Genomic DNA, 23,105 nt, shown 5'->3' with positions numbered 1-23,105 from the left:
CTCAGCCCCTGCGCATCGGGGTGTGCATAATGCCGTCTTCGTCGAACTCTTCGCCGTCGGGCTTGAAACCGAACTTTGTGTACATATCGACCAGATAGGTCTGGGCGCTCAGGCGCACGGTGGCGGAGCCGGCTTCGGCCAGGGCGGCTTGGACCAGCCTGGTGGTGTAACCGTGGCCGCGGGCGGGGACCGCGGTGCAGAGGCGGCCGATACGGAAGGACTTCACGCCATCTTCGTGCTCCTCGAGCAATCGCAGCGTCGAGATGACCTCACCTTCGTCGTCGAGCCAGAAGTGCCGGGTCTCCGGCAGCAGATCCAGGCCGTCCAGTTCCGGATATGCGCACTTCTGCTCGACCACAAAGACTTCTACGCGGAGTTTCAACAGCTGATAAAGGGTGGCGGTGTCGAGATCCTGCGCCCATGACCGTTTCAGTGCAACCGTTGACATCATCGCGTTTTGGTACCACACCTAGGCCGTCGGTGCGACCCGCTCGTACTTCGGCGTGTTGTCCGACACGCCGGTGAGGTTCAACGTCTTGGAGGTCCAGTCCCACACTTCGCGGTACAAAGCCTGGTTCTCCGAGAGCTTCACGCCCAGCGAGGGGACCATTTCCTTCAGCTTCGGCGTCCAGTCCGCGTACTCGCGCGGGAAGCACCGCTCCAGCACATCGACCATGGCGCTCACACAGGTCGACGCGCCGGGCGATGCGCCGAGCAGACCGGCGATGGATCCGTCCTCGGCCGCGATCACGGCGGTGCCGAGTTCGAGCACGCCGCCCGCGCCCTTGCGACGGATGATCTGCACACGCTGCCCCGCGGTGATCAATTCCCAGTCGTGGCCGTCGGCCCGCGGGACGAACTCCTGCAGTGTGTACACCTTGCCCGCCTCGGACTTCAGCAGCTCGCTGACAAGGTACTTGACCAAGCCCAATTCGGTGACGCCGACGCCGAGCATCGAGAACAGGTTGCCCGGGCGCACCGACTTGAACAGATCGGTCAGCTTGCCGTCCTTGAGGAACTTGGGCGTCCAGCCCGCGTACGGGCCGAACAGCAGGCCCGGCCGCCCGTCGATGACGCGAGTATCCAAGTGCGGCACCGACATCGGCGGCGCGCCGACGGCGGCCTTGCCGTACACCTTGGCTTCGTGCTGCTTGATCAGCTCAGGGTTGGTGCAGCGGAAGAACTGGCCGCTCACCGGGAATCCTCCGAAGCCCGCGATCTCCTTGATGCCCGCCTTCTGCAGCAGCGGCAGCGCGCCGCCGCCTGCACCGACGAAGACGAATTTGCTGATGAGCGTGCGCGTTTCGCGGGTCCGCAGGTTGCGCACCCGCACCAGCCAGGTGCCGTCGGACTGCTTGGTCAGGTTGCGCACCTCGTGGCCGAAGGCCAGGTTCGCGCCGGACTTGCCGAGGTAAGCGAGCAATTCCTTGGTGAGCGAACCGAAGTCGATGTCGGTGCCGGCGTCGGTCCAGTTCAGCGCGACCGGGTCGGAGAAGTCGCGGCCCTTGGCCATCAGCGGCAGTCGCCTGCTGAATTCTTCGGGGGTGTCGATGTACTCCATGCCCTCGAACAGCGGGTGGCGCGACAGCGCCTCGTAGCGCTTGCGCAGGTACTGGACGTCGTCGGCGCCGTGCACGAAGCTCACGTGCGGGATGGGGTTGATGAAGCCCGACGGATCACTGAGCAGGCCGTTCTCCACACCGTAGGCCCAGAATTGCCGCGAGACCTGGAAGCGCTCGTTGATGTCGATCGCCTTGGAGACATCGACGGAGCCATCCGGCTTCTGCGGGCTGTAGTTCAACTCACACAGCGCCGAGTGGCCGGTGCCCGCGTTGTTCCACGGGTCGCTGCTCTCCGCTGCGACGGCGTCGAGCCGTTCGAACAGGGAGATCGACCAATCCGGCTGCAGCTGACGAAGCAGCGCGCCGAGGGTGGCACTCATGATGCCGGCACCGATGAGTACCACATCGGTCTTTTCAGTCATGGCAGCGTTCGGCACGGGTAGATCGACTTCCTTGTCACTTCTGCGGCTGCCACCCTCTTGGTGGTTAGCCTTGGCACGGGCGCTATATGGATTTTTACGAGCCTGGCGTGACTCGGCGGTGAGTAGGTTACCCGCCGTTCACCTATTGCCAATTGTGCACCTCACCGGTTCGATCACCGGCAACGAACCTGCCGAATGTGACATAGATTCCTCCCCTGCCCTCGGCGACGCTGGAACTTCAATCCGAAGCAAACGTCGCCTAGATTGGTTGTCGTGACGAACGAAACCTCGCTAGGCGTGTCGGACATCACGACCGGCGCGAAGTGGCTACCGGACGTTCTCGGCGCGGGCTACGAGCAGCGGACCCTGACGTTCGGCCCCGATCCCGACGGCGAGGGTGACGCGGTGGCCACACTGGTCAGGTACACGCCGGATTCCGGCGCCGCGGCCACCGAGCTCGCGGTGCTGTATGTGCACGGCTTCACCGACTATTTCTTCCAGCAGCATCTCGCCGAGCACTTCGCCGGTCGCGGGCACCGGTTCTATGCCCTGGATCTGCGCAAGTGCGGACGTTCGCTCCGCGACGGGCAGACACCGCACTACGTCACCGATCTGGCGCTCTATGACGCCGAGCTCGACGAGTCGCTGCGCATCGTGCGCGAGGAGACCGGTGGCGAGGTGCTGCTCGTCGCGCACTCCACCGGTGGGCTGATCGTGCCGCTGTGGCTGGACCGGCTCAATCGGGCCGCTGGCGTCGTCGCGTCCGGTATCACCGGTTTGGTGCTCAACAGCCCGTGGTTCGACCTGCAGGGCCCCTCGTACTACCGGACCATCGGCACGCCCGTGATCAAGGCGCTCGGCAAGTTCCGGTCGATGATCGAGCTACCCGGCGGGAAGATCAGCTCCTACGGCGACAGCCTGCACCACAGTGTCGCGGGCGAATGGGACTACAACCTCGATTGGAAGCCGCTGAGCGGCTTCCCGGTCCGCTTCGGCTGGTTACGGGCTATTCGCAATGGTCATGCCCAGCTGCAGGCGGGTCTCGATATCGGGGTGCCCGCGTTGATCCTGCGTTCCCGGATCACCAAGTTCGCGCGCAAGTACGGACCCACGGTCGACGTGGCGGACGCGGTGCTCGACGTCAGGCAGATCCAGCGCTGGTCGGGCTGCCTCGGCGATCGCACCAACATCGTCCCGATCGACGGCGCACGGCACGATGTATTCCTGTCCTCGGCCGAGCCGCTGGCGAAGGCGTTCACCGAGCTCGACAACTGGCTGGACTGGTTGGCGATCTACGTGCGCAAGTCCGCCTCACCAGAGGCTGGTGCGTAACACGATCTCGGTCGCCAGCTCGTGGTCGGCCTCGGTCGCCACATTCTCGACGTCGATCTCCACCACCCGGAATTCGCCGTAGACGTAACGTCCGGACGTGTCCGCGACCGCACGCGGCAGGTTCTTGGTCACCAGCACGGTGACGGCGAGCTCGACCGGCCGGCACGCCGCATCCAGCACAGTCCCGTCCGCGGCGGGTACGGCGGGGTGGCCGCGATCGGCGACCACCAGGCTGATGAACCGGCCGAAACCGCCCGCGCACAGCTGCCAGGCCAGTTCCGCGCCCGACCCGCGCCCGGCGACATTCACCCATGGCACGCCGAGCTCGTCGAGAATGCCGTGCACACCGGCGGTGTCCAGGTCCGCTATCGATTCCACCGCGATGGTGCGCAGGTCCGAATTGTGCAGTCGAGCACAGACCTGGTCGTAAACGTCGACCGGATCACCCGCGTCGGGCAGCAGCAGCACACTGTGCCGAGATTCGGGCCCGTCGACCCGCACAGTCCAAGCCCGGTCACCGACCGTGATCCGCCGAGATTTCATGCCGGAGTACGGTACACGGCCCAGTTGAACAGAGCCGCGTGTCGAACCTCACCTGCGGGTCAGACGTGGGGATCGCCACTATCCTCCGATCCGGTGTACAGCTGTCAGCCCAGCTCAGCGGCTTGCCGATCCCGCCACGGCGGTGAGGACGGGGAGATCGCTGGGCGCACCGTCGACGATCAAGCGTTCCAGCTGTGGGAAGTCGAGGTGCTCCTCGACCAGATCGGCGAGCAGATCCAGCTGGGCGGATCTGCGCGCGGCGACCGAAACATCTTCGGCGACAACGAAACCCGCGCGGCCAGCGGCAACGGCGATCTGCCGCAACCACATTCGACGGAACTCGTCGGATTCCAGCAGGCCGTGCAGGTGGGTGCCCCAGACCGCACCATTGACGCTGCCCTCCGGTGTGCCGTCAAGCTCCAGCCAGGCGGGGTCGGTGCTGCGGCGCACCCTTCCGTGGTGAATTTCGTAGCCGTGCAGAGGGATTGCCTCCGCTCCTGACATCAGGCCGCGCCCGGAGACACTGCGCAGCACCTTCACATCGGCGAACTCGATGTCGAGGTCGAGCAGCCCGAGACCGTCGACGACGCCCGCGCCGGATTCGACGGTGTCGCAGATCCGGCGGCCCAGCATCTGGTAGCCGCCGCAGATGCCGAGGATGGGTTTGCCCGCAGCGGCGCGGGCGCTCAACGCGTCGGCGAGTCCGCTGCGACGCAGCCAGGCCAGGTCGTCGACCGTCGCCTTGCTGCCCGGCAGCACCACCAGATCGGCGTCGGACAGCCGGGACGGCTCGCTGACCCAGCGCACCGCGACGCCTGGCTCGCAGGCCAGCGCTTCGACGTCGGTGGAGTTGGAGATGCGCGGCAGCCTGATGGCGGCGACGGTCAGCCATTCGGTGCCGACGGGCGGGCGTGGCCGCCCGACCGGCGCGTCGGCGACCGTACCGAGCGAGTCCTCGGCGTCGATCCAGAGATCCTCGGCGAAGGGAATCACACCGAGCGTCGGCCTGCCCGTGAGTTCGGTGAGTCGTTCGAGGCCAGGGCGAAGCAGTTCCACATCGCCGCGGAACTTGTTGATCACGAAGCCCGAAATCAGTTGCTGGTCTTCGGGATCGAGCACGGCGACGGTACCGAAAAGGTGAGCGAGCACACCGCCGCGATCGATGTCGCCGACAACGAGCACCGGCAGCCGAGCCGCCTGCGCGAGTCCCATATTCGCCAGATCGGTGGTACGCAGGTTGATCTCGGCGGGCGAACCCGCGCCTTCGCAAATGACCACGTCGAATTCCGCACGCAGGGAGGCGAGTTCGGCGGCAACGACTTCCCTCAGTTCCTGTCGGTGGCGGAAATAGTCGCGCGCACCGACCGTGCCGACCGCCCGTCCGCGCACCACCAGCTGGGAGCGGCGGTCACTGCCCGGCTTGAGCAGCACCGGATTGAACCGCACGCTCGGCGCCAACCCGCACGCCTGCGCCTGCAGCGCCTGTGCGCGCCCGATCTCCCCGCCGTCGAGCGTGACGACAGAGTTGTTCGACATGTTCTGCGCCTTGAACGGCGCGACCCGCACGCCGCGCCGCGCCAGCATCCGGCACAGCCCGGCCACCACCACGCTTTTGCCCGCGTCGGACGTGGTGCCCGCGATGAGCAGCGCGCCCTTCACGCGGCCGCCGCCATGCGAAGTACATGCCCACCTGTCACGGCAAGGTCAGGATTTCCGCACCGGTGTCCGTTACTACCCACGAGCGCAAGCCTCGAACTGCGCGGCCCCGATGTCACGGCAAGGTCAGGATTTCGGCACCGGTGTCGGTCACTACGAGGGTGTGCTCGAACTGCGCGGTCCACTTGCGGTCCTTGGTGACCACGGTCCAGTGGTCGTCCCAGATCTCGTAGTCGATGCCGCCGAGATTGATCATCGGCTCGATGGTGAAGGTCATGCCCGGTTCGAGGATCGAGTCGACGGCGGGCTGGTCATAGTGCAGGATGACGAGGCCGCTATGGAAGGTGGGGCCGACGCCGTGGCCGGTGAAGTCACGGACGACGCCGTAGCCGAAGCGGTTGGCGTAGGACTCGATCACCCTGCCGATGACATTGAGGGCGCGGCCGGGACGGACGGCTTTGATGGCCCGCACGGTGGCTTCCTCGGTCCGCTCGACAAGTAGCCGGACCTCCTCGTCTACGTCGCCTGCGAGGAAGGTCTTGTTGGTGTCGCCGTGTACACCGTTGAGGTAGGCGGTGACGTCGATATTCACGATGTCACCGTCCTCGATCACGGTCGAGTCCGGAATCCCGTGGCAGATAACCTCGTTGAGCGAAGTGCAGCACGACTTCGGGAAGCCTTTGTAGCCGAGGGTCGACGGGTATGCCCCGTGGTCGCACATGTACTCGTGTGCGATCCGGTCCAATTCGTCGGTTGTGACGCCGGGCGCGACCGCCTTGCCCGCCTCTTCGAGGGCCTGCGCCGCGATCTTGCCCGCGATCCGCATCTTCTCGATGGTTTCGGCCGTCTGCACCCAGGGCTCGCTGCCCTCGTTGACGGTCTTTTTCCACGCATACTCCGGACGCTCGATCGAGCGCGGAACTTCCCGAGTCGGCGAAAGGGTCCCGGGAACAAGCGGCTGACGGGTGCGCACTGACATGGGAACAAGACTATCTGCACCTCCGATGCCCCACCCTCCGACGTCCACAGGAAGGAATATCACCGGACCGTGGTCCGTTTACGCTGATAGTTGACATCGCCACTACTCATGGACGGGACTCCAGCCGTGGAATTGGGACTTACGACGTTTGCCGAGTTGTACGCGGTCGGCGATCGCCCCGCGCCGAGCGCGGGGGAACGGCTGCGCGAGGTGGTCGAGGAAGCAGTCGCGGCCGAAGCATCGGGCCTCGACGTCTATGGCGTCGGCGAGCATCACCGCAAGGATTTCGCGGCATCCGCACCCGCGGTGGTACTGGCCGCGATCGCCGGGCGGACCGAGCGAATTCAATTGACCAGCGCGGTCACCGTGCTGAGTTCGGATGATCCGGTTCGGGTGTATCAGGATTTCGCGACGCTCGACGGCCTGTCCAATGGCCGCGCCGAGCTGATGGCGGGTCGCGGCTCGTTCACCGAGTCGTTCCCCCTGTTCGGCTACGACCTCGCCGACTACGACGAACTGTTCGAGGAGAAGTTGGCACTGCTGCTGCACCTGCGCGACGAAGCGCCGGTGAACTGGGCGGGCAAGTTCCGCGCTCCGCTGCGCGACACGGTGGTGTATCCGCGCACCGAAAACCGGCCGTTGCCGGTATGGATCGCGGTGGGCGGCAGCCCCGAATCGGTGATCAGGGCCGGACTGCTCGGACTGCCGCTGGCGATCGCGATCATCGGCGGTCAGCCCGCACGGTTCAAGCCACTCGTCGATCTGTACCACCGCGCACTGGAGGAAGGCGGCCACGACAAGCAACCGGTGGCAGTACACGCACACGGCTACCTCGCCGATACCGACGAACAAGCCGTCGCGGACTTCTATGAGCCGTACGCACTCGCGATGAGCACCATCGGCCGCGAACGCGGCTGGGGTCCGATGACACAGGCCCAATTCGACGGACTACGCGCACCAGGCGGCTCACTGTTCGTCGGTACACCGGACTTTGTGGCAGAGAAGGTCGCCGACGTGCGCGACACCCTCGGCCTCGACCGTTTCATGCTGCACACCAGCGTCGGCACGCTGCCGCACGAGAAGGTGCTGCACAACATCGAACTGCTCGGCAATAAGGTCGCGCCCCAGGTTCACTGACGGTTCAGGTCGGAGGGTCCGCATGACAACCGGCCAGCCGGTGTCGCAGCCACCCGGCTATCCACCCAAACCCTGCGATCACGGACACATCGAATGGCTCGGATGAGCTCACAAGTAAGCTCGCAGTCCGTAACAAGTTGCAGGAGAGGACCACTGAATCGCGGGGTCGGTGAACCACATGGTTGCCGGAGACCCAGTAGGTAGGAGAGTCGGATGGCGCCCGAGCCGTTGATCGGGTTGGTGAGGACGCTGCGGGATCTCACGGATCGCCTCCTTCATAAGGCAGTTGGCGGGATAGTCGATGACAACTATCGACCCGCAATCGGCAAAGTGAAATCCTCAGTCGGCAACACTGAAATGGCTGATTGGCGATCCGGTCAGGCTGTGCTGGTTTCAGGCGTGCATAGCGGGCTGCATGACAGCGACATTCCGGAAATTCCTGGCGAGATAATGCTCGGTCCGTGGCCAGGCGAAATTGTGCACACCGAAAATGTGTCATTCGATGTCGATGGCCAACGAGTACCGCTGACCCTCGAGGGTGACGACCTCGGGCGGTGGCGAGTGCAACAACCAGATCGATCGGTCGAACCGCAGCCAACCCTTCATTACAATATGACGTACTACCTCAAATATTTAGTGGAGGACAGTCCGGAACAGTTGGTCCGCGAGATTTCGGCAAAGCTGCCCGCGTTGCCCGACGTACCCGCTGCACGACTCGACCTGGCACGGCTGCTGGAGCAGGCGAGCGCGGCACCCGGTGGTATCAAGTTGGTCGTGGGAGGAGGTCATTCTTTTCGCAGCCCGAAGCCCGGAGAGGTGTTCGTAAACAACGATCCGGGAGCCTTTCCTGACCTACTCGCCGATGTTGGCAATCTTTGGATGATTCCCGATGCGTCAGTGGACCAGGTCTTCTTCGATCGCGTAGGCCCCTACGACGCGCTCGCGAAGGATGAGGCGAGTGCACCTGCTGAGATTTCCCGCATCTTGAAACCCGAGGGACTTCTGACGGTTCGCGGGGGCTTTCCCGCATACAACGCTGCCAAGGAAGTAATCGAAACCAACCTCACAGAGGCTGGTTTGCAGAATGTCAAGCTCCGCCATCCGTGGTCCAATCGTTCAGCAGCGATATTGACTGCGAACAAGCCTATGGACGAAATATAATCGCAGCATTATAAGGAGCACACCGGACGACGCATTACAGGCCGCAGCCACTACCGCGACAGCTGGGCCTCGAAGGCGATCCGGTCACCGCGATAGAGCGACCGAACTCGCTCGATGGGCTGGCCGGCACGGTCGACACTGCGGCGGTTCAGCAGCAAGAGCGGTAGGGCCGTGGTGCATTCGAGCAAGGCGGCTTCACGTGGCGAGGCGAGCACCGTCTCGATACGTTCGGTCGCCTTGCCAAGCTCGACACCCGAGGCCCGCACTGCCGCATACAGCGACGTGGTCGGGTCATAGGTGTCGTAGAGCGCACCGAAGCGGGCGAGCGGCAGGAAGGTGCTCTCCAATCCGATGCGTTCGCCATCGGCGAGCAGCACTCGTTCGAGGTGCATCACCGGAGTACCGAGCGCGAGCGCGAGCACGCCTGCGGTGTCCGCATCGGCGGGCACATCCTCCCAATTGACCAGCAGCCGACCGGGCACGCGGCCGAAGCTGATCGCGCCTTCGGTATAGGACCGCAACGACAGCGGCTGCACCATTTTGGGGCGCGAGACCACAGTGCCGCGGCCCTGTCGCCGAATCCTGCCCTCCACCAACAGATCTCGCAGTGCCTGTCGGACGGTTTCGCGCGCAACCTCGAAGCGGACAGCCAGATCGCGTTCGGAGGGCACGGAATCACCTTCGGACATGCCGCTCAGGATCGCCTCGAGTTCGGTGCGCACCAGATACGACTTCGGCATGCGGCTCGGCTGCGCCGAATCGATACGCCCGCCACGGCTTTCGTCGCCGCCGAACGTCACCGCCGACTCGGCGGTGAGTCCCGCCACCTCCGCTCTGTTCATGCCGACAGCCTACCCGCTATTGGTCTATACCAATTATTAACCTAGCGTTCGCACAGGAAACACCCATCGGTCTAGACCATTGCTCACTATGTGTTCATGCGATTGGTCATCATCGGAGGTGGAATCCTCGGCACCGCTCACGCCCTGACCGCGATCGGCCGTGGGCACGAGGTCGTGCAGTTGGAGCGGGAGCCGGAGGCCCGCGGCGCAACGGTGCGCAATTTCGGTCTGGTGTGGGTCTCCGGCCGCTCGGCGACCGAGCTCGATCTCACGCTGCGCTCCCGGCAGCTGTGGGAGGAGATCGGCGGCCGCGTCCCCGGTGTCGGATTCCGTCCTGCCGGGTCGATCACCCTGGTGCGCACCCCCGCCGAGCTCGCCGTCGCCGCGGCCGCCGCGGCCGACCCGAGCGCGCAGGCCCGCGGCTTCGAACTCCTGGAGCCGGAGCAGGTGCGCGCGGTCAATCCGGCGCTGCGCGGCAAATTCCTTGCCGGACTGCATTGTTCGACCGACGCCGCGGTGGAGTCGCGCCAGGCGCTGCCCGCGCTGCGCGCCTACCTGGCGGCCTCGGGCCGCTACACCTTCCACGCGAGCACCGAGGCCAGGTCGGTCACCGACACCGGTACCGGCGCGACCGTCATCGACGACCGGGGCCGCAGCCACGACGCGGACGTGGTGCTCGACTGCCCGGGCGCGGCGCACACCGGCCTGACCCGCGAGCTGGTCGGGACCATCCCGGTCCGCCGGGTCCGGCTGCAGATGATGCAGACCGCGCCGCTCGGCGAGCCGCTCACCACCGCCATCGCCGACGGCGACAGCTTCAGGTACTACCCCGGCTTCGCGGGCGCCGAAACCGACGCGCTGAACCTGGAACAGTCGCAGACCGCGACCGCCGCCGAGCACAAGATGCAGCTGCTGTGCGTGCAGCGGCTACACGGCGGCCTGACCATCGGCGACACCCATGAATACGAAGAGCCGTTCGCCTTCGATGTGGACGAGGCGCCCTACGAGCACCTCACCGCTGTCACCGAGGAACTACTCGGACGCAAACTGCCGCAGGTCGTTCGGCGCTGGTCCGGGGTCTACAGCCAGAGCATCGACCCGACCGCGATCGTCACCCGCGCCAAGGCCGACGAGCACGTTTGGGTGATCACCGGTCCCGGCGGCCGCGGCATGACCCTCGGCCCCGTCCTCGGCGAGCAGACTGCCGACCTACTCAATCTGTGAGGAACACCGTGTCGGACAAGAACATCCAGCTGGCAGTGCTCGACATGGCCGGAACCACGGTCGCCGACGGCGGACTCGTGCTGCGCGCCTTCGATGCCGCCGCCACCGCCGTCGGCATCGAATCCGAAGGCCCCGAACGCGAGAGGGCCCGTCAGTACGTCCTCGACACCATGGGCCAGTCGAAGATCGCGGTGTTCCGCGCATTGGTCGGTGACGAGGACCGCGCCGAGCAGGCCAACCTGGCCTTCGAAGCCGCCTACGAGGCACTGATCGACGAGGTCGACATCACGCCGATTCCCGGTGCCGCCGAGGCGATCGGCCTGCTGCGTGCCGCGGGCGTCAAGGTCGCGCTCACCACCGGCTTCAGCCGCAGCACCCAGGACCGACTGCTCGATGCCCTGGGCTGGAACGACATTGCCGATCTGACCCTGGCGCCGTCGGATGCCGGACGCGGACGCCCCTATCCCGACATGGTCCTCACCGCGCTGCTGCGCCTCGGCGTCGACGCCGTCGATCAGGTGGCGGTGCTCGGCGATACGACCAGCGATATCGGCACCGGCCGCGCCGCGGGCGCCCGAATCGTGGCGGGAACCCTGACCGGCGCGCACGACGAAAACCAGCTGCGTGCTGCCGGCGCGACCCACGTGGTGGCATCGGTCACCGAATTCGCGGATCTGATCCTCGCCGACCGCACCTGAGCCTCGTCGCCTCGCGGCGGAGATCCCTGACCCCTTCGACACCTCACTCGACACGAACCGAAAGTTGCAGCAATCGTGCGTACTTCGAACACGCGGGGCCGCCTGGCACGCACCGCGCTGATCATCGCGTCCGTCTCCGCCGTCGCGCTCACCGCGGCCTGCGGTGGCACCGGCGCTGATAGCGGCGACGGCAAGACCGTCACCGTCTACTCCGCCGATGGCGTCGGCAGCTGGTACACCAACCAGTTCGCCGAATTCACCAAGCAGACCGGCATTTCGGTCAATCTGGTCGAGGCAGGCTCCGGCGAGGTGGTCAACCGCGTGGACAAGGAACAGTCCAACCCGCAGGCCGATGTGCTCGTCACCTTGCCGCCATTCATCCAGAAGGCGAAAAGCGCTGGGCTGCTGCAGGACAGCGGTGTCGACACCGCCCCAGTCGCGGCCGCTGACAAGGATGCCGACGGCAAGTACGTCACCCTGGCGGGCAACTACCTGAACTTCATCGCCAACCCGTCGGTCGCCGTCACCGGCATCACCTGGGACGACCTGCTGAAGCCGGAGTACAAAGGCAAGCTGCAGTACTCGACCCCCGGCCAGGCGGGCGACGGCACCGCCGTGCTGATCCTGCTGCAGCACCTGCTCGGCAAGCAGGGTGCGCTGGACTACCTCGGCAAGCTACAGGCCAACAATGTCGGCCCGTCGTCGTCCACCGGCAAGCTGCAGGCCAAGGTCGACAAGGGTGAGCTGATCGTCGCCAACGGCGATATCCAGATGAACCTGGCCAATATCAAGGACAAGGGCTCCAAGTTCACCCTGTTCTTCCCCGCCGCCGCCGACGGCAAGCGCTCCACCGTGGCCGTGCCGTACGTGATGGGCATGGCCAAGGGCGCTCCGCACAAGCCGGAGGCCGAGAAGCTGATGGAGTTCCTGTTGTCGGCCGATGCGCAGAAGTCGCTTCCCGACGCGTTCGCGGTGCCCGCCCGCACGGACCTGCGTAATGCTCCGGCGACAGGAGCTGGGCCATCGGCCGCCGCGACGCTCGAGGGTGTCGAGATCGTGCCGGTCGATTGGAACAAGGTGCTTCAGGAACTGGACGGCGACGTTGCCGCCTACCAGAAGGCCACCGGTAGCTAATTCGCCAGAAGTGAGGACCCGCACCATGTCCGACAGTGACGCGCCCCCGAAGTCATCACCGGCGACCACCATTGTCACCGCGACCACACGGGCCACTGTGCCCACCGACATCGAACCCGCCATCGTGTTCGACCGCGTCGGGGTCAGCTACGGCCGCGGCCGCAAAACCACGGTCGCACTATCCGATTTCACGGTGCGCGTCGCTGCCGGGGAGACGGTCGCGCTCCTCGGACCGAGCGGCTCGGGCAAGTCGACCGCGCTCAAGGCACTGGCCGGATTCGTCCGGCCCACCTCGGGTGCGGTGCGACTGTCCGGCCGCGACGTCACCGATCTTTCCCCCGCCAAACGCGGGATCGGCGTCGTAGTGCAGTCCTACGCACTGTTTCCGCATATGAGCGTGCACAGCAATGTCGCCTTCGGCTTGAAGTCACATCGCGTACCGCGCAAAGACATTGACGGGCGGGTCGCCGAGGCGCTCGCCATGGTCGGCATGGCCGCCTACGCCGAGCGCCTGCCCCGTGAGCTGTCCGGTGGCCAGCAGCAGCGCGTCGCGATCGCCCGTGCGCTGGCGATCCGTCCGAAGGTGCTCCTGCTGGACGAACCGCTGGCCGCACTCGACGCCCAGCTACGGCAATCGATGCTCGGCGAGCTCCAGGAGTTGCGAAAAGCATTGCCGGACACGGCGATGCTCTATGTCACCCACGATCAGTCCGAGGCGCTGGCGCTGGCGGATCGGATCGCGGTGATGCGCGAGGCGCGGCTTGTCGATATCGACACCGCCGAAAACCTGTGGCAGCGCCCGCCGACCCGGTTCACCGCCGGCTTCCTCGGCGGCGCAAACCTGGTGCCCTGCACCGTCAATCGAGTGTCCGGCACCTCGGCTCTCGTCACGGTCGGCACACACACGCTGCGCGCCGATGCACCGCAGCCGGGTGTCGGACGCCCCGGTTGGGCAGTGGATTCGGCAGCACTGCTGTGCATCCGGCCGCACACGGTGCAGATCGGCGCGACCTCGGAGCGCAATGCCGTGCGCGGCACCGTGGTTTCCAGCGTCTGGCGCGGTGCGGCCACGCGCGTGAATCTGACGATCGACGGACTCACCGACGAGATCAGCGTCGACGTACCCGGCCACCTCGACACCGCGGCCGGAGCGGTGCTCGGCGTCCGGTTCCCGGACCCCGCCGGCGTGCTGATCCCGCCCACGCTCGGAACCGAATCCGGGAGTGCCGCAACTACTTTCGTTGCGGATGAGCTGGGAGCGCAAGTATGAGGGGCTGTGCGCTCCAGGACCGGCCGGTCGGCGCGCCCGCGTCCGACCCGGCCGGTGCCCCGACTCTCCCAGGACCGAGCTCGGACTCGGGCCGACGCAGTGGACCGGATCTCGGACTCGCGAGCCCTGCCGCCATGACCGGTGTCACCGCGAGCGGCGGGTGGCGACCATGAGCGCCTCCGCGGTCCTCGAATCCCCCGCCGAGACCGTCCCCGTACCGTCGCCCATAGGGCGGCGCACCTGGCAGCCGGTGCTCTGGAGTCTGCCGCCGCTGCTGGTGGTCCTGGTCATCGCGGTCTACCCGATCGCGCGGGTGCTCGCCGAATCCACAGTGACCCAGGAAGGTCGCGGCACGGCCGTCTGGTCGCAGGTGCTCGGCTCGGAGTCGTTCCGTGATGCCCTGTGGCACACCATTTCCATCGCGGTCTCCTCGACGGCAGGGTGCCTGGTCCTGGGCACCTTCCTGGCGATCGTGCTGGCGTTCGTCCCCTTCCCTGGTTCCGCGCTGGTCGGCCGTCTGATCGACACGATCCTGACGATGCCGTCATTCCTCATCACGCTGGCCTTCACCTTCCTGTACGGCACGGCGGGCGCGGTGAACGCACTCGTTACCGAGCTCACCGGCCGCACAACACCGCTGCTGGATTTCCTGAGCACCCCACTCGGGGTGATCCTCGCCGAAATCACCTTCTTCACACCGTTCGTGGTGCGGCCGCTGCTGGCCGGTTTCGCCCAGCTGCCGCGCGAGCAACTGGATGTCGCTGCCAGTCTCGGTGCATCGCCGTGGCGAGTGTTGCGTCAGGTGGTCATGCCCGAGGCGCGGCCGGCGCTGGCCGCTGGCGGCAGCCTCGTACTCCTGCTGACGCTCAACGAGTTCGGCATCGTGCTGTTCACCGGCGCGAAGGGCGTGACAACGCTGCCCGCCTTGATCTACACCCGCGGCATCGTGACCTTCGATCTGCCGAGCGCGGCGGTGCTCGCCACCGTGCAGGTGCTGCTGTCGCTGAGTCTGTACATCGGATATCGGTTGATCTTCGTCCGGGTCGCCGGACCGGTCAGAAAGGAACGCTGACCCATGTTGGTGTGGACACGACGCGGACGGGCCGCGGTGCTCACGGTCTTCGCACTCATCGTGCTCGTGGTGTTCGTCGCCCCGATTGCCACCGTGGTCGCCGCGGCGCTGGCCGGTAGCTGGACCGGTCCGCTGCCCGCTGATCTGGGTCTGTCGAACTTCCGGCAGGCCTTGTCGGGCCAGGAAGCGGCCAGCTTGTCGGTGAGCCTGCAGACCGCACTGCTGGCGGGCGGACTCGCCCTCGTGCTCGGCACCTGGGCGGCACTCGCCGTGCGCGAGGCGCCCGGCTGGTGGCGAAATTTCACCGATGCGGTGTTCCATCTACCGGTCGCGGTGCCCTCTGTCGCCATCGGTCTCGGGGTGCTTATCGCGTTCAACGAGCGGCCGCTGCTGTTGGGTGGCACCAAATGGATTGTCATCGTGGCCCATTCGGTGCTCGTGCTCGCCTATACCTTCAGCGCTGTCACCGCGGCGCTCGACCGCCTCGATCCCGCCTACCGACAGGCCGCGGAGTCGCTCGGCGCGGGACCGTTCCGGGTGCTATCGCTGGTGACGCTGCCCTTGTTGCTCCCGGCCCTCGGCGCGGCGGCCGGTCTGGCAGTCGCCCTGTCCATGGGCGAGCTGGGCGCGACGATCATGGTCTACCCCGCGACCTGGAAGACATTGCCGGTCACCATCTTCGGGCTCACCGACCGCGGCGAAGTATTCGACGCGGCCGCCAGCACCTGTCTGCTCTTGCTGGTGACGCTGGTCGCCCTGGTCACCCTCGGTCGCTTGAAGGGCCGTGCCGCGCTGCGTTGAGTGTGAGCCACAGTGGGTTCTTTCCGAGCTGCACGGCGTCGAGCCCAGACCGGCACGACGTTGTGCGAGAGCTGCGCGGCATCGCGCTCGGGCCGCAGCGACGGCACGTGAGCCCGTAATGCGCAGTGTCGGCCGAGCTGCGCGGCATCGGCCGAGGCTGCGCCGCATCACGCTCGAATCGCCCTACGATGACCAGGTGGAAGCACTTCCTCTGATCTTTACCGCAGGCTGGGCGAGCGGCGTCAATGCCTATGCCGTGGTCTTCCTTTTGGGCATATTCGGCGCAACCGGCCTGTCCGACGACGTGCCGGAGGCGCTGCAGCGGACCGATGTGCTCATCGCCGCGGCTGTCCTGTTCCTCATCGAGGCTGTCGCCGACAAGATCCCGTACCTGGACACCTTCTGGGACGCGGTGCACACCATCGTGCGGCCCGCATCGGGCGCTGTCGTTGCCGCGCTGCTGGCCGGCCAGGACGGCTCGCTCTCCCAGCTCGCCGCGGGCGCGGTGGGTGGAACCACCGCGCTGGTAAGCCATTTGGTCAAGGCAGGCACGCGAATGGCGATCAATACCTCACCGGAGCCCGCGAGCAATATCGTGATGAGCGTGGCCGAGGACACCACCGTCGCCGGCATCATCACCCTCGCCATCTTCTACCCGATCGCGGCTGCTGTCTGTGCGGGCATACTGCTGCTGATCGGCGTGATTCTGGTGGTCTTGCTCGCCAGTCGAATCCGTCGCTACCTCGTTCGCCGCAGGCAACGCCGAGCCGCGAGGCAAGCGGCGGCGGCCTGAGCACAGGTAGCGCCGCGACGAGCGTGGCCGCAGCGGGCGTGCCGCGCCAGTCGACCACGCGGCACGCCGGGCGGGGCGCCCCGTTGCGCCCGCCGTCACCACCGACGACGTAAACATCCGAATGGACGCACTGGTCGGATGAATCGACATCCGGGACGTCGCCTTTATGTCAGTGACGCTGTTGGGGCAGTGTCACCAATTCGCTGTGTCGCAAGAACGAGACCGTTGGTCGCGCGGTTCACTGTTCGGGCAAACGGCGGCGGCCCCCGGCCACGTCGGTCACGAGATCAGTGTACCCGTCAACTAGTTCGGCCAGGTGGTACCACTGTTTATGGGTATTGTCGCTGCGCGCGCCGTCGACATCGATGGCCTGGTTCGCATCCACCCAGCTGCGAGCCATCCTGTCGACCACCGCACCCAGACTCTCGGTATGCAGTGATGCGCCGTTGCGATGCTGCGGGATCTCCTGCGCGATCCAATCATTGATGTCGTCAACGAGTTCGCTTCGACGACAATCGATTTCGAATATCAGATGCTCGTCACGCACTTGCCCGCGCCGCGCGTGCAACTCCGCGAGCGCATGCGCGGAGCGCAGCAATTCACGATCTTGGAAACGGCGCCCTTGGAAGGCACACAATATTTGCGGAGCGGTCGGCAGCACCCCTACCGTCGGCGCGCTCATCCCCATACCCCGAATTCACCCGACACCAACGCGCTTTGTACCAACATAATTGGCTCTCGATTCGGTTATCCCGGTCATCGGATCGGTTGTTCAAAACTAGGCTAGCTGGATCATGCTCTTACAGATGCAAGAACGCAAGAGTGCGTCCTCATTGCTGCGAAGCTTGTGTTCCTACACCCTGTAGATGCCCACTTCCGCAGCGAGACAACGACTTCACCCTCCACGAATGGGGTGTGTGACCAGTGCAGTCAGGCGAAGCGAAACCCCTGGTCTCGCGGCCAGTTACTCCTCAGCGGCTCCAGGCGCCAGCTCGTTCCCCCAGTGGCGATCCCATTATCGGGACCGACCAGTCCGAAAAGTGCACCGAGGTCCGTCGACGACCTCCACGCGCTTGTCGACCGAGGGCGCGTAGTCAATGCGACGCTTGTAGACACCGTGGGATGGGCACCTGGCACGCGAGCGACGGATCACCTTGCGGCAGTCCGAGAACGGTGCGGTGCGGATCGGCACCGACGGGTTCTCGCTTCCCGCGCACGCACGCGATCTCGCCGGACTCACCGTCGGCGGCCAAGTACTACTCGCCGCGGACACCACGCGCGCGTCTTGACGGTGTTCGGCCGCAACACACTCGATGCGTTGGCTCAACGTTTGCTACGCATCCGCCACGACAACCGAAAGGGCTGGGAAGCAATGCCGTTCACCAGCGACGACGAATCGACCGCGATCAGCCAATCCCGTTCCACGTGCTAGAACGCCGGCATACGTCAGACCAACTGAACCGCTACCGCTCGGCCGGGTCGGTGTGGAGATTTGCGGCTCGTGCTCAGGGGCTGTCGGCGATCCTGGTGGTGATCCAGGTCGTGAAGTTGCTGACGCGGGTGAACAACGGGGAGCTCGGATTCGGGGCATCGAGGCCGCAACTGGAGCCGAGGGAGTAGACCCCGACCAACACGCCCTCGACGGCGAGCGGGGAGCCGCTGTCGTCGGGGCAGGCGTCCTTGACGCTCTCGGGGTCCCCGGCGCACATCATATTGCTGGTGAGCTCGGGTTTCATGGTTAGGCACGCGGGGAGGGAGTAAGTGACGATGTGGGCTTGCTGCAGATAGTCGGACAGGGTGTATGCGGAGTCGACAGCGCCGAAGCCGGTGATGACGCCGAGCGTGTCGGCAGCGGGATAGCCGCTGTCGGCAGCGGGGATTGGGATCGGCGCTATCGACGGACCTGCGGTCAGAGCGCTGCTCAGCGTGAGCACGGCGATGTCACTGTCATAAGTGTGCTTGTTGTAATTGGGGTGTACGGAGATCGTGGCCACCTTCGCGGTGACACCCCCGGTGTAGTAGCGGTTGGAACCGGCGTGGACCGTCACCTGGGACGGGAACAACCCGTCGACGCAGGCCGCGGAGGTGACGACGTGCTCGAGGTCGACCAGCGCGCCCCCGCACATGATGCGCGGCAACAGCACGGCCACCATGTAGGGGAACTGCGAGTTGTCCGTCACCGAAGTACCGCCGGTGATTGCCTGCGCCGGTGCTACCGGCAAAGCGACCAGGGTCGTCACCGCGACCGCGCCCGCCCACCGCGATCGCCGAGACCCCGCGGACCCTAGACGATTCCACACTGATTTCATCACCCATACCTCTCATCAGTCAGAACACCCGACCAGCAACGACCTGTGACGCCGCGATATGTCTTGCGTCAACCTCGGCAGGATCTGAACGGCCGCAAGGTAGGCAGCTGGTACAGCGACGAACCATGATCTGGTTCGGGGTAGATCGGCACGATCAAGACGCATAGCGGTTGCCCATCCGCAGAGCTGGTCCAGCCAGTCCGGTTCACCGCTCTTCCCGGTATTCGGACCCATGAGCAGCTCGGATAGGCGGGGTGTCGGGCATAGCCGCCCGGCGCGCCGAACGCATGCTCATGCCGCTGCGCGCGCTGTCCGAATTGGCCAGTTCGGTGGGAGTGGAGCGCTTCGACGTGTGGGGGACGATCGTGACGTCACGATTCGCCGACCAGGGCCGGTGGGCAGACCGCCGTCGGTGAGCCGACGACTCGGCTGGCTATAGCCCCCCGTTGGATGTTCGCGGGTTGCCGCCGAGAATCGGCGGCCAGGGCGGGTGAGCAATCCCGGCTTTCCTGGGCTGGGCTGGATTGTTCACACGCGTTGAAATCGAGTCGCGCCGAGGCGCAGGTGTTCGCGCACCCATTGTTCGAGCTCGCTGGGCAGGTGCCGATGAGGCTCGTCGTGGTAGACCTTGGCGATGAGATCGACCCCGACAGCCATGTGATGGGCAAGGTCACGGACCCCAGAGTCATGGGCAGGGTCGCTTCCGACGGCGGCCAGCAACCCGTAGATCCGCAGCGCGGTAGCGTGAGCGGCTCGGCGCAGCTCGGTGGCGGCGTGATCGTCGAGATCGGTCGGGGTCAGGAATTCATACAGCATCTCGCCACGGTCGGTAATGACATTGACGGTCCGTTCACCGGCGGCGTCGGTCAGCCACATTTCGGCGTCAGCGGTGATTTCGTAGACCAGGTCATGCTCACGAACACAATCGGGTCCGCGCGCTGTGGTGAGCAAGGCCAGGCTGGCTCGCCCGACCGCAAGAAAACCGCTCAGCGCGTGGGCCAGCAACTGCTCAGCAGGACCGGATGATCGGCACGGAAGTCGTTGCCCGACCATGGAAACCCAGCAGGTCAGATACTCGGCGCCAGTGTCTGTCGCCCGGAATGGCGTCATACCCGGCATGCTACCTCTGACCTACACCGCAATCCGGCAGCAAAACGCGCCGATGTTCCAGGATCACCGCTCCCTCGAACGCGGCAATGACGCCCTCCCCTCAGCAGCGGGCTCGCCATCGGCGAACCATTGCGGTGAAAGCCAGTGCCCCCTTGACGAATTCGACCCGCACGCCGGGTCCGCCCGGACGACTCGGGGCCATCGCCGATACGGGTGAGCTCACGCGCCCAGCCGACACCCCCGACGCGCCGATCGCGGCCGGACAGCGAGGCAGAAGGTATTCGTCGACGCCATGAGACTGCGACGCGGCAACTCGCGTGCGCGACCGAATTCGAGGCGATCGTGCGGATGCCGCCGCAACTGGGCCGCCACTCGGTCGCGGTCAGGGAGTCAGAAGGGTGTTCAGTTCGTCAGCGAACAGTAAGGCGGGGTCGAACTCCATTCCGGTGAAGTGGCCGGCGAGTTCGAGTGAGAGGACACCGTGGAGGCGGGTCCAGAAGGACACGGCGCGGTGGAGGGTCGTGGCCGACACCGAGTGGCCGTTGGCCCATCGGCGGTGGTTCTCGAGGTGGGCGTCGAACGGCGTCGCCTGCTTTTCCAGGGACAACGCGGAGAAAGCCTCGATCAGCACCGTCATGATTTCGGATGAGATCTCGGTGGTGTCCTCAGGTGCGCGGTAGCCGGGGACAGGCGTGCCGTAAATGAGGAAGTACCGCTGCGGGTCGTGCAGGGCCCATTCCCGCACCGCGCAGGCCAGCCCTGCCACGTCGGCACCGGAGTCGAGCGCTGCCTGGAGACTGTCAGCAAGGCTTCGGTAGGCGTCGCGGATGAGCTCGGTGATCAACTCGTCGCGACTGGCGAAGTACCGGTACAAGGCAGGGCCACTCATGCCGACGCGTTTGGCGATCGCGTTGAGCGACAGCGCAGATACGCCTGCCGTGGCGATTTGCTCCCACGCGTGCTGCTTGATCTCCTCGCGCACTTGGATCCGATAACGCTCCCGCGAACCCGTCCCCTTGGTTCCCATCGTCAACCGCATCTCCTGCGCCACAGCATCATTGTTAGACCCTATCACTTTCTCTATTGACACTCACGACTATTGGTTATAGCTTCTAACTAAATCGAGCAACCCTAACTAGATGGACAGTCGGCTCGAGGCCCTGAACGAGGAGAGCAACCATGTCGAACCCGAAAATCCGCCGCCGGACCGGCGCGCGCACTGCCCATTTCCTGATCCCGCTGGCCGCGGTCGCGCTAACCGCCACCACCGCGTGCAGCGGCGACAACAACGACATCAGTAGCGGCGGGACCGGTCAGGTCACCACGACCGCCGCCCCCGCCACGGCTTCGCTGACCTGTCAAGGAGCAGGCATCGATGATGCCGCCCAGATCAGGTACCGCACCGAGACCTTGATCAACGCACCGCTGAGCACCATCTGGGAACTGCACACCGACGTGGAGCACTGGCCCTCCTGGCAGCAGCCCGTAACAAGCATCAAGCGCGTGGACCAGGGAGTGCTACGGGAAGGCTCGCAGTTTCAATGGACAACTCCGGCGCCCGCTACGCCCACGACCCCTGCCACCACTCTGGTCATCACTTCCTCCGTCCAGCAACTGCAGCCGAACAATTGCATCCGATGGAGCGGTCCCGCGATCGGCGACGGCTTGCGCATCGACAACGGCGTCCACGTCTGGAACTTCACCGAGGTCGACGGTGGCGTCCTGGTGCGCACCGAAGAGAACTGGACCGGCGCACAGGTCGAGGCCGACATACCCACCTCCACGGCCTTCCTCGGAGCCGGGCTCGAAGCCTGGTTGAAGGACCTGAAGGCCACCGCCGAAGCTGGCCGCTGAAGCCCCGGTACTCCGATGAACCCCTCTGCACGCCACCTTGATCCGACGATTCTGGCCTAGACTGTGGGTGCTCCACAGCAATTCCAGTGCCGAGTCCCTCTATCGCAGAAACGGATTCACCAGGACCAGCAATCGGAAGCAGTGCATCGACCGGCCTGAACAGTTCGAGATCGAGATGTCGCGCGCGCTGGAGCCCGAGACCCCTGAACCACAGCACTGACAACTCAGGAGCGATGCCGAGGCCAGCTCGACTGACCGGGTAGTCCCTCTGGAACCACTCGAGTGGTGATCACTGACCCATGGCCTTCGGGGCGGCATGGTCAACGCCGACGTTCAGCGATCACGCCAAGTGGTGAAGTCGAAATCGAGGTATTGCTCGGCAACGGACGGAATATGGGCGAGTGTCATCGCCGCCAGGTTGCCTTGATCGGTACGCACACAGATCGTGTCGCCCACGTGCAGAGAATACAGATTGGCCAGGGTTTTGGTCCAAGAGCCTGCGGCGATTTCGCGGCACCGGTCGTGCGCGCTGGAACCTGCCGCACGGGTGCCGAGCACAGCGAAACGTGGCGTGCCATTGCTCATGGCATTGAGACCGTCAGCGCTCTTCGACGGGCTTACATCGACCCCGGGCTGGTCTTGGTCATGGATCTGTCCTGTGTCCAGGTCCAGGCCTTGAACGTTTTCCAGCTTCTGACGTCCCTGATTGAGTATCGCTGGCATCAGCGGGACGGTCGATCCGAGAATGGTCGTGCCCGTCGGAGTTTCGGACCTGGCGGGAATCGTTGCCGGGGAAGAGTCCGACGAGCACTGCGTGATTCCGAAGATGACGGTAGCGACGACGCCGAGAGCCCCAGCGGCGCCACCGACTTTCGTCCACGTGCCTTCGCTTCGACTCCCTTCACGCTGGTGATCGTTCTCGTCACGACTAGTGCTGGGACCCGCGTTCTGCATCCGTTCCCCTGTACGTCCGGCGACACTGGCCACTTCGTGAAGAGACTAGCTCGAAATGCACTGGCACATTGGGATGTTGACCGTTCCGCGGAGTACGCTCCTGGCCGCACATCTACTGGCGTGCCCACGAGTCAGTCGATGTCGAGCGACCCCGGGCTCTGGAACGCGATGTCGGCGACAGTTCGGGGTTACCTCTCAATCGGCCACTCATCAGGCTGCCCTGCCGGCAGCCCCCACTGCCGCCGCTGCCCG

The 23,105-nt window shown here is 65.4% G+C and carries 24 protein-coding genes; 13 read left to right on the top strand and 11 right to left on the bottom strand.

Annotated elements, in window-relative coordinates; translation table 11 throughout:
- Position 1: 1 nt before the first annotated feature.
- Both ACFU4Z_RS27030 and mqo read right to left on the bottom strand, forming a co-directional pair.
- On the bottom strand, positions 2-451 hold the full coding sequence (locus tag ACFU4Z_RS27030; RefSeq protein ID WP_379067823.1) for a GNAT family N-acetyltransferase: 450 nt from the start codon (positions 449-451) through the stop codon (positions 2-4).
- Positions 452-469: 18 nt separating this feature from the next.
- Complete coding sequence (mqo, locus tag ACFU4Z_RS27025) at positions 470-1,984, bottom strand: malate dehydrogenase (quinone) (protein ID WP_379067820.1); 1,515 nt, start codon at positions 1,982-1,984, stop codon at positions 470-472.
- Positions 1,985-2,257: 273 nt separating this feature from the next.
- Here mqo and ACFU4Z_RS27020 point away from each other — a divergent pair, with 273 nt between their 5' ends.
- Positions 2,258-3,316: an alpha/beta hydrolase gene (locus ACFU4Z_RS27020; RefSeq protein ID WP_379067817.1), complete on the top strand. Its 1,059-nt coding sequence runs from the start codon at positions 2,258-2,260 to the stop codon at positions 3,314-3,316.
- Here ACFU4Z_RS27020 and ACFU4Z_RS27015 read toward each other — a convergent pair.
- The 3 genes from ACFU4Z_RS27015 to map all read right to left on the bottom strand — a co-directional run bounded on the left by ACFU4Z_RS27015 (position 3,296) and on the right by map (position 6,494).
- Positions 3,296-3,859 (bottom strand): alpha/beta hydrolase, encoded by a 564-nt coding sequence (locus tag ACFU4Z_RS27015; protein ID WP_379067814.1) that lies wholly within the window; start codon positions 3,857-3,859, stop codon positions 3,296-3,298. The two genes, ACFU4Z_RS27020 and ACFU4Z_RS27015, sit on opposite strands and share 21 nt — an antisense overlap.
- Before the next feature lie 114 nt (positions 3,860-3,973).
- Complete coding sequence (locus ACFU4Z_RS27010) at positions 3,974-5,518, bottom strand: cobyric acid synthase (RefSeq protein WP_379067811.1); 1,545 nt, start codon at positions 5,516-5,518, stop codon at positions 3,974-3,976.
- A gap of 112 nt (positions 5,519-5,630) precedes the next feature.
- Positions 5,631-6,494, bottom strand: a complete 864-nt coding sequence (gene map, locus ACFU4Z_RS27005) for a type I methionyl aminopeptidase (RefSeq protein ID WP_379067808.1) — start codon at positions 6,492-6,494, stop codon at positions 5,631-5,633.
- Between the two features lie 126 nt (positions 6,495-6,620).
- On the opposite strand from map, the gene ACFU4Z_RS27000 reads away from it, so the two are divergent.
- Both ACFU4Z_RS27000 and ACFU4Z_RS26995 read left to right on the top strand, forming a co-directional pair.
- Positions 6,621-7,631, top strand: a complete 1,011-nt coding sequence (locus tag ACFU4Z_RS27000; RefSeq protein WP_379067805.1) for an LLM class flavin-dependent oxidoreductase — start codon at positions 6,621-6,623, stop codon at positions 7,629-7,631.
- A gap of 213 nt (positions 7,632-7,844) precedes the next feature.
- The gene (locus ACFU4Z_RS26995) at positions 7,845-8,792 is read left to right on the top strand and encodes a hypothetical protein (protein ID WP_379067802.1); all 948 of its coding nucleotides are present in this window, start codon (positions 7,845-7,847) and stop codon (positions 8,790-8,792) included.
- Positions 8,793-8,842: 50 nt separating this feature from the next.
- On the opposite strand, the gene ACFU4Z_RS26990 is transcribed toward ACFU4Z_RS26995, so the two are convergent.
- A complete protein-coding gene (locus ACFU4Z_RS26990; protein WP_379067877.1) occupies positions 8,843-9,532 on the bottom strand; it encodes a GntR family transcriptional regulator in 690 nt (229 codons plus the stop codon).
- 198 nt (positions 9,533-9,730) lie between these two features.
- On the opposite strand from ACFU4Z_RS26990, the gene ACFU4Z_RS26985 reads away from it, so the two are divergent.
- The 7 genes from ACFU4Z_RS26985 (at position 9,731) to ACFU4Z_RS26955 (ending at position 16,626) form a co-directional block, all read left to right on the top strand.
- Complete coding sequence (locus ACFU4Z_RS26985; protein WP_379067799.1) at positions 9,731-10,858, top strand: TIGR03364 family FAD-dependent oxidoreductase; 1,128 nt, start codon at positions 9,731-9,733, stop codon at positions 10,856-10,858.
- A gap of 8 nt (positions 10,859-10,866) precedes the next feature.
- Positions 10,867-11,556 (top strand): phosphonatase-like hydrolase, encoded by a 690-nt coding sequence (locus ACFU4Z_RS26980; protein ID WP_379067797.1) that lies wholly within the window; start codon positions 10,867-10,869, stop codon positions 11,554-11,556.
- 75 nt (positions 11,557-11,631) lie between these two features.
- Positions 11,632-12,690, top strand: a complete 1,059-nt coding sequence (locus ACFU4Z_RS26975) for a 2-aminoethylphosphonate ABC transporter substrate-binding protein (RefSeq protein WP_379067794.1) — start codon at positions 11,632-11,634, stop codon at positions 12,688-12,690.
- Positions 12,691-12,715: 25 nt separating this feature from the next.
- Positions 12,716-13,960 (top strand): ABC transporter ATP-binding protein, encoded by a 1,245-nt coding sequence (locus ACFU4Z_RS26970; RefSeq protein ID WP_379067791.1) that lies wholly within the window; start codon positions 12,716-12,718, stop codon positions 13,958-13,960.
- 169 nt (positions 13,961-14,129) lie between these two features.
- Positions 14,130-15,032, top strand: coding sequence for a 2-aminoethylphosphonate ABC transporter permease subunit (locus ACFU4Z_RS26965; protein WP_379067789.1), 903 nt, complete (start codon positions 14,130-14,132; stop codon positions 15,030-15,032).
- Positions 15,033-15,035: 3 nt separating this feature from the next.
- Positions 15,036-15,833, top strand: coding sequence for an ABC transporter permease (locus tag ACFU4Z_RS26960; protein WP_379067786.1), 798 nt, complete (start codon positions 15,036-15,038; stop codon positions 15,831-15,833).
- A 196-nt stretch (positions 15,834-16,029) separates the two neighbouring features.
- Positions 16,030-16,626: a DUF4126 domain-containing protein gene (locus tag ACFU4Z_RS26955; RefSeq protein WP_379067783.1), complete on the top strand. Its 597-nt coding sequence runs from the start codon at positions 16,030-16,032 to the stop codon at positions 16,624-16,626.
- Between the two features lie 238 nt (positions 16,627-16,864).
- Here the strand turns inward: ACFU4Z_RS26955 and ACFU4Z_RS26950 are convergent, their stop codons facing one another.
- Positions 16,865-17,224 carry a DUF4254 domain-containing protein gene (locus tag ACFU4Z_RS26950; RefSeq protein WP_379067874.1) on the bottom strand — a complete coding sequence of 120 codons (360 nt, stop codon included), beginning with the start codon at positions 17,222-17,224 and terminating at the stop codon, positions 16,865-16,867.
- 556 nt (positions 17,225-17,780) lie between these two features.
- On the opposite strand from ACFU4Z_RS26950, the gene ACFU4Z_RS26945 reads away from it, so the two are divergent.
- Positions 17,781-17,915, top strand: a complete 135-nt coding sequence (locus ACFU4Z_RS26945) for a hypothetical protein (RefSeq protein WP_379067781.1) — start codon at positions 17,781-17,783, stop codon at positions 17,913-17,915.
- A gap of 216 nt (positions 17,916-18,131) precedes the next feature.
- On the opposite strand, the gene ACFU4Z_RS26940 is transcribed toward ACFU4Z_RS26945, so the two are convergent.
- Positions 18,132-18,848: a serine protease gene (locus ACFU4Z_RS26940; RefSeq protein ID WP_379067779.1), complete on the bottom strand. Its 717-nt coding sequence runs from the start codon at positions 18,846-18,848 to the stop codon at positions 18,132-18,134.
- Positions 18,849-19,189: 341 nt separating this feature from the next.
- Between ACFU4Z_RS26940 and ACFU4Z_RS26935 the strand changes: the two genes are divergently transcribed.
- Positions 19,190-19,351 (top strand): hypothetical protein, encoded by a 162-nt coding sequence (locus ACFU4Z_RS26935; RefSeq protein WP_379067777.1) that lies wholly within the window; start codon positions 19,190-19,192, stop codon positions 19,349-19,351.
- A gap of 112 nt (positions 19,352-19,463) precedes the next feature.
- Here ACFU4Z_RS26935 and ACFU4Z_RS26930 read toward each other — a convergent pair whose 3' ends face one another.
- Both ACFU4Z_RS26930 and ACFU4Z_RS26925 read right to left on the bottom strand, forming a co-directional pair.
- A complete protein-coding gene (locus ACFU4Z_RS26930; RefSeq protein ID WP_379067775.1) occupies positions 19,464-20,045 on the bottom strand; it encodes a hypothetical protein in 582 nt (193 codons plus the stop codon).
- A 382-nt stretch (positions 20,046-20,427) separates the two neighbouring features.
- A complete protein-coding gene (locus tag ACFU4Z_RS26925; RefSeq protein ID WP_379067773.1) occupies positions 20,428-21,096 on the bottom strand; it encodes a TetR/AcrR family transcriptional regulator in 669 nt (222 codons plus the stop codon).
- A 128-nt stretch (positions 21,097-21,224) separates the two neighbouring features.
- Between ACFU4Z_RS26925 and ACFU4Z_RS26920 the strand changes: the two genes are divergently transcribed.
- Positions 21,225-21,899, top strand: coding sequence for an SRPBCC family protein (locus ACFU4Z_RS26920; protein ID WP_379067771.1), 675 nt, complete (start codon positions 21,225-21,227; stop codon positions 21,897-21,899).
- Between the two features lie 333 nt (positions 21,900-22,232).
- Here the strand turns inward: ACFU4Z_RS26920 and ACFU4Z_RS26915 are convergent, their stop codons facing one another.
- Entirely contained in the window at positions 22,233-22,853 is a 621-nt protein-coding gene (locus ACFU4Z_RS26915; protein ID WP_379067769.1) for a hypothetical protein, read from the bottom strand.
- Positions 22,854-23,105 lie beyond the last annotated feature (252 nt).

Source organism: Nocardia sp. NPDC057440, from assembly GCF_042802915.1.
In the GTDB taxonomy this organism is placed as follows: domain Bacteria; phylum Actinomycetota; class Actinomycetes; order Mycobacteriales; family Mycobacteriaceae; genus Nocardia.
This window is presented reverse-complemented; position numbering and strand designations above follow the sequence as displayed.

Bases quoted from the DNA above. Each gene is read 5' to 3' on its own strand.
- ACFU4Z_RS27030 (WP_379067823.1), bottom strand. From the start codon at position 451: ATGATGTCAACGGTTGCACTGAAACGGTCATGGGCGCAGGATCTCGAC.
- mqo (WP_379067820.1), bottom strand. From the start codon at position 1,984: ATGACTGAAAAGACCGATGTGGTACTCATCGGTGCCGGCATCATGAGT.
- ACFU4Z_RS27015 (WP_379067814.1), bottom strand. From the start codon at position 3,859: ATGAAATCTCGGCGGATCACGGTCGGTGACCGGGCTTGGACTGTGCGG.
- map (WP_379067808.1), bottom strand. From the start codon at position 6,494: ATGTCAGTGCGCACCCGTCAGCCGCTTGTTCCCGGGACCCTTTCGCCG.
- ACFU4Z_RS26995 (WP_379067802.1), top strand. From the start codon at position 7,845: ATGGCGCCCGAGCCGTTGATCGGGTTGGTGAGGACGCTGCGGGATCTC.
- ACFU4Z_RS26990 (WP_379067877.1), bottom strand. From the start codon at position 9,532: ATGCCGAAGTCGTATCTGGTGCGCACCGAACTCGAGGCGATCCTGAGC.
- ACFU4Z_RS26985 (WP_379067799.1), top strand. From the start codon at position 9,731: ATGCGATTGGTCATCATCGGAGGTGGAATCCTCGGCACCGCTCACGCC.
- ACFU4Z_RS26970 (WP_379067791.1), top strand. From the start codon at position 12,716: ATGTCCGACAGTGACGCGCCCCCGAAGTCATCACCGGCGACCACCATT.
- ACFU4Z_RS26965 (WP_379067789.1), top strand. From the start codon at position 14,130: ATGAGCGCCTCCGCGGTCCTCGAATCCCCCGCCGAGACCGTCCCCGTA.
- ACFU4Z_RS26960 (WP_379067786.1), top strand. From the start codon at position 15,036: ATGTTGGTGTGGACACGACGCGGACGGGCCGCGGTGCTCACGGTCTTC.
- ACFU4Z_RS26930 (WP_379067775.1), bottom strand. From the start codon at position 20,045: ATGACGCCATTCCGGGCGACAGACACTGGCGCCGAGTATCTGACCTGC.
- ACFU4Z_RS26920 (WP_379067771.1), top strand. From the start codon at position 21,225: ATGTCGAACCCGAAAATCCGCCGCCGGACCGGCGCGCGCACTGCCCAT.
- ACFU4Z_RS26915 (WP_379067769.1), bottom strand. From the start codon at position 22,853: ATGCAGAACGCGGGTCCCAGCACTAGTCGTGACGAGAACGATCACCAG.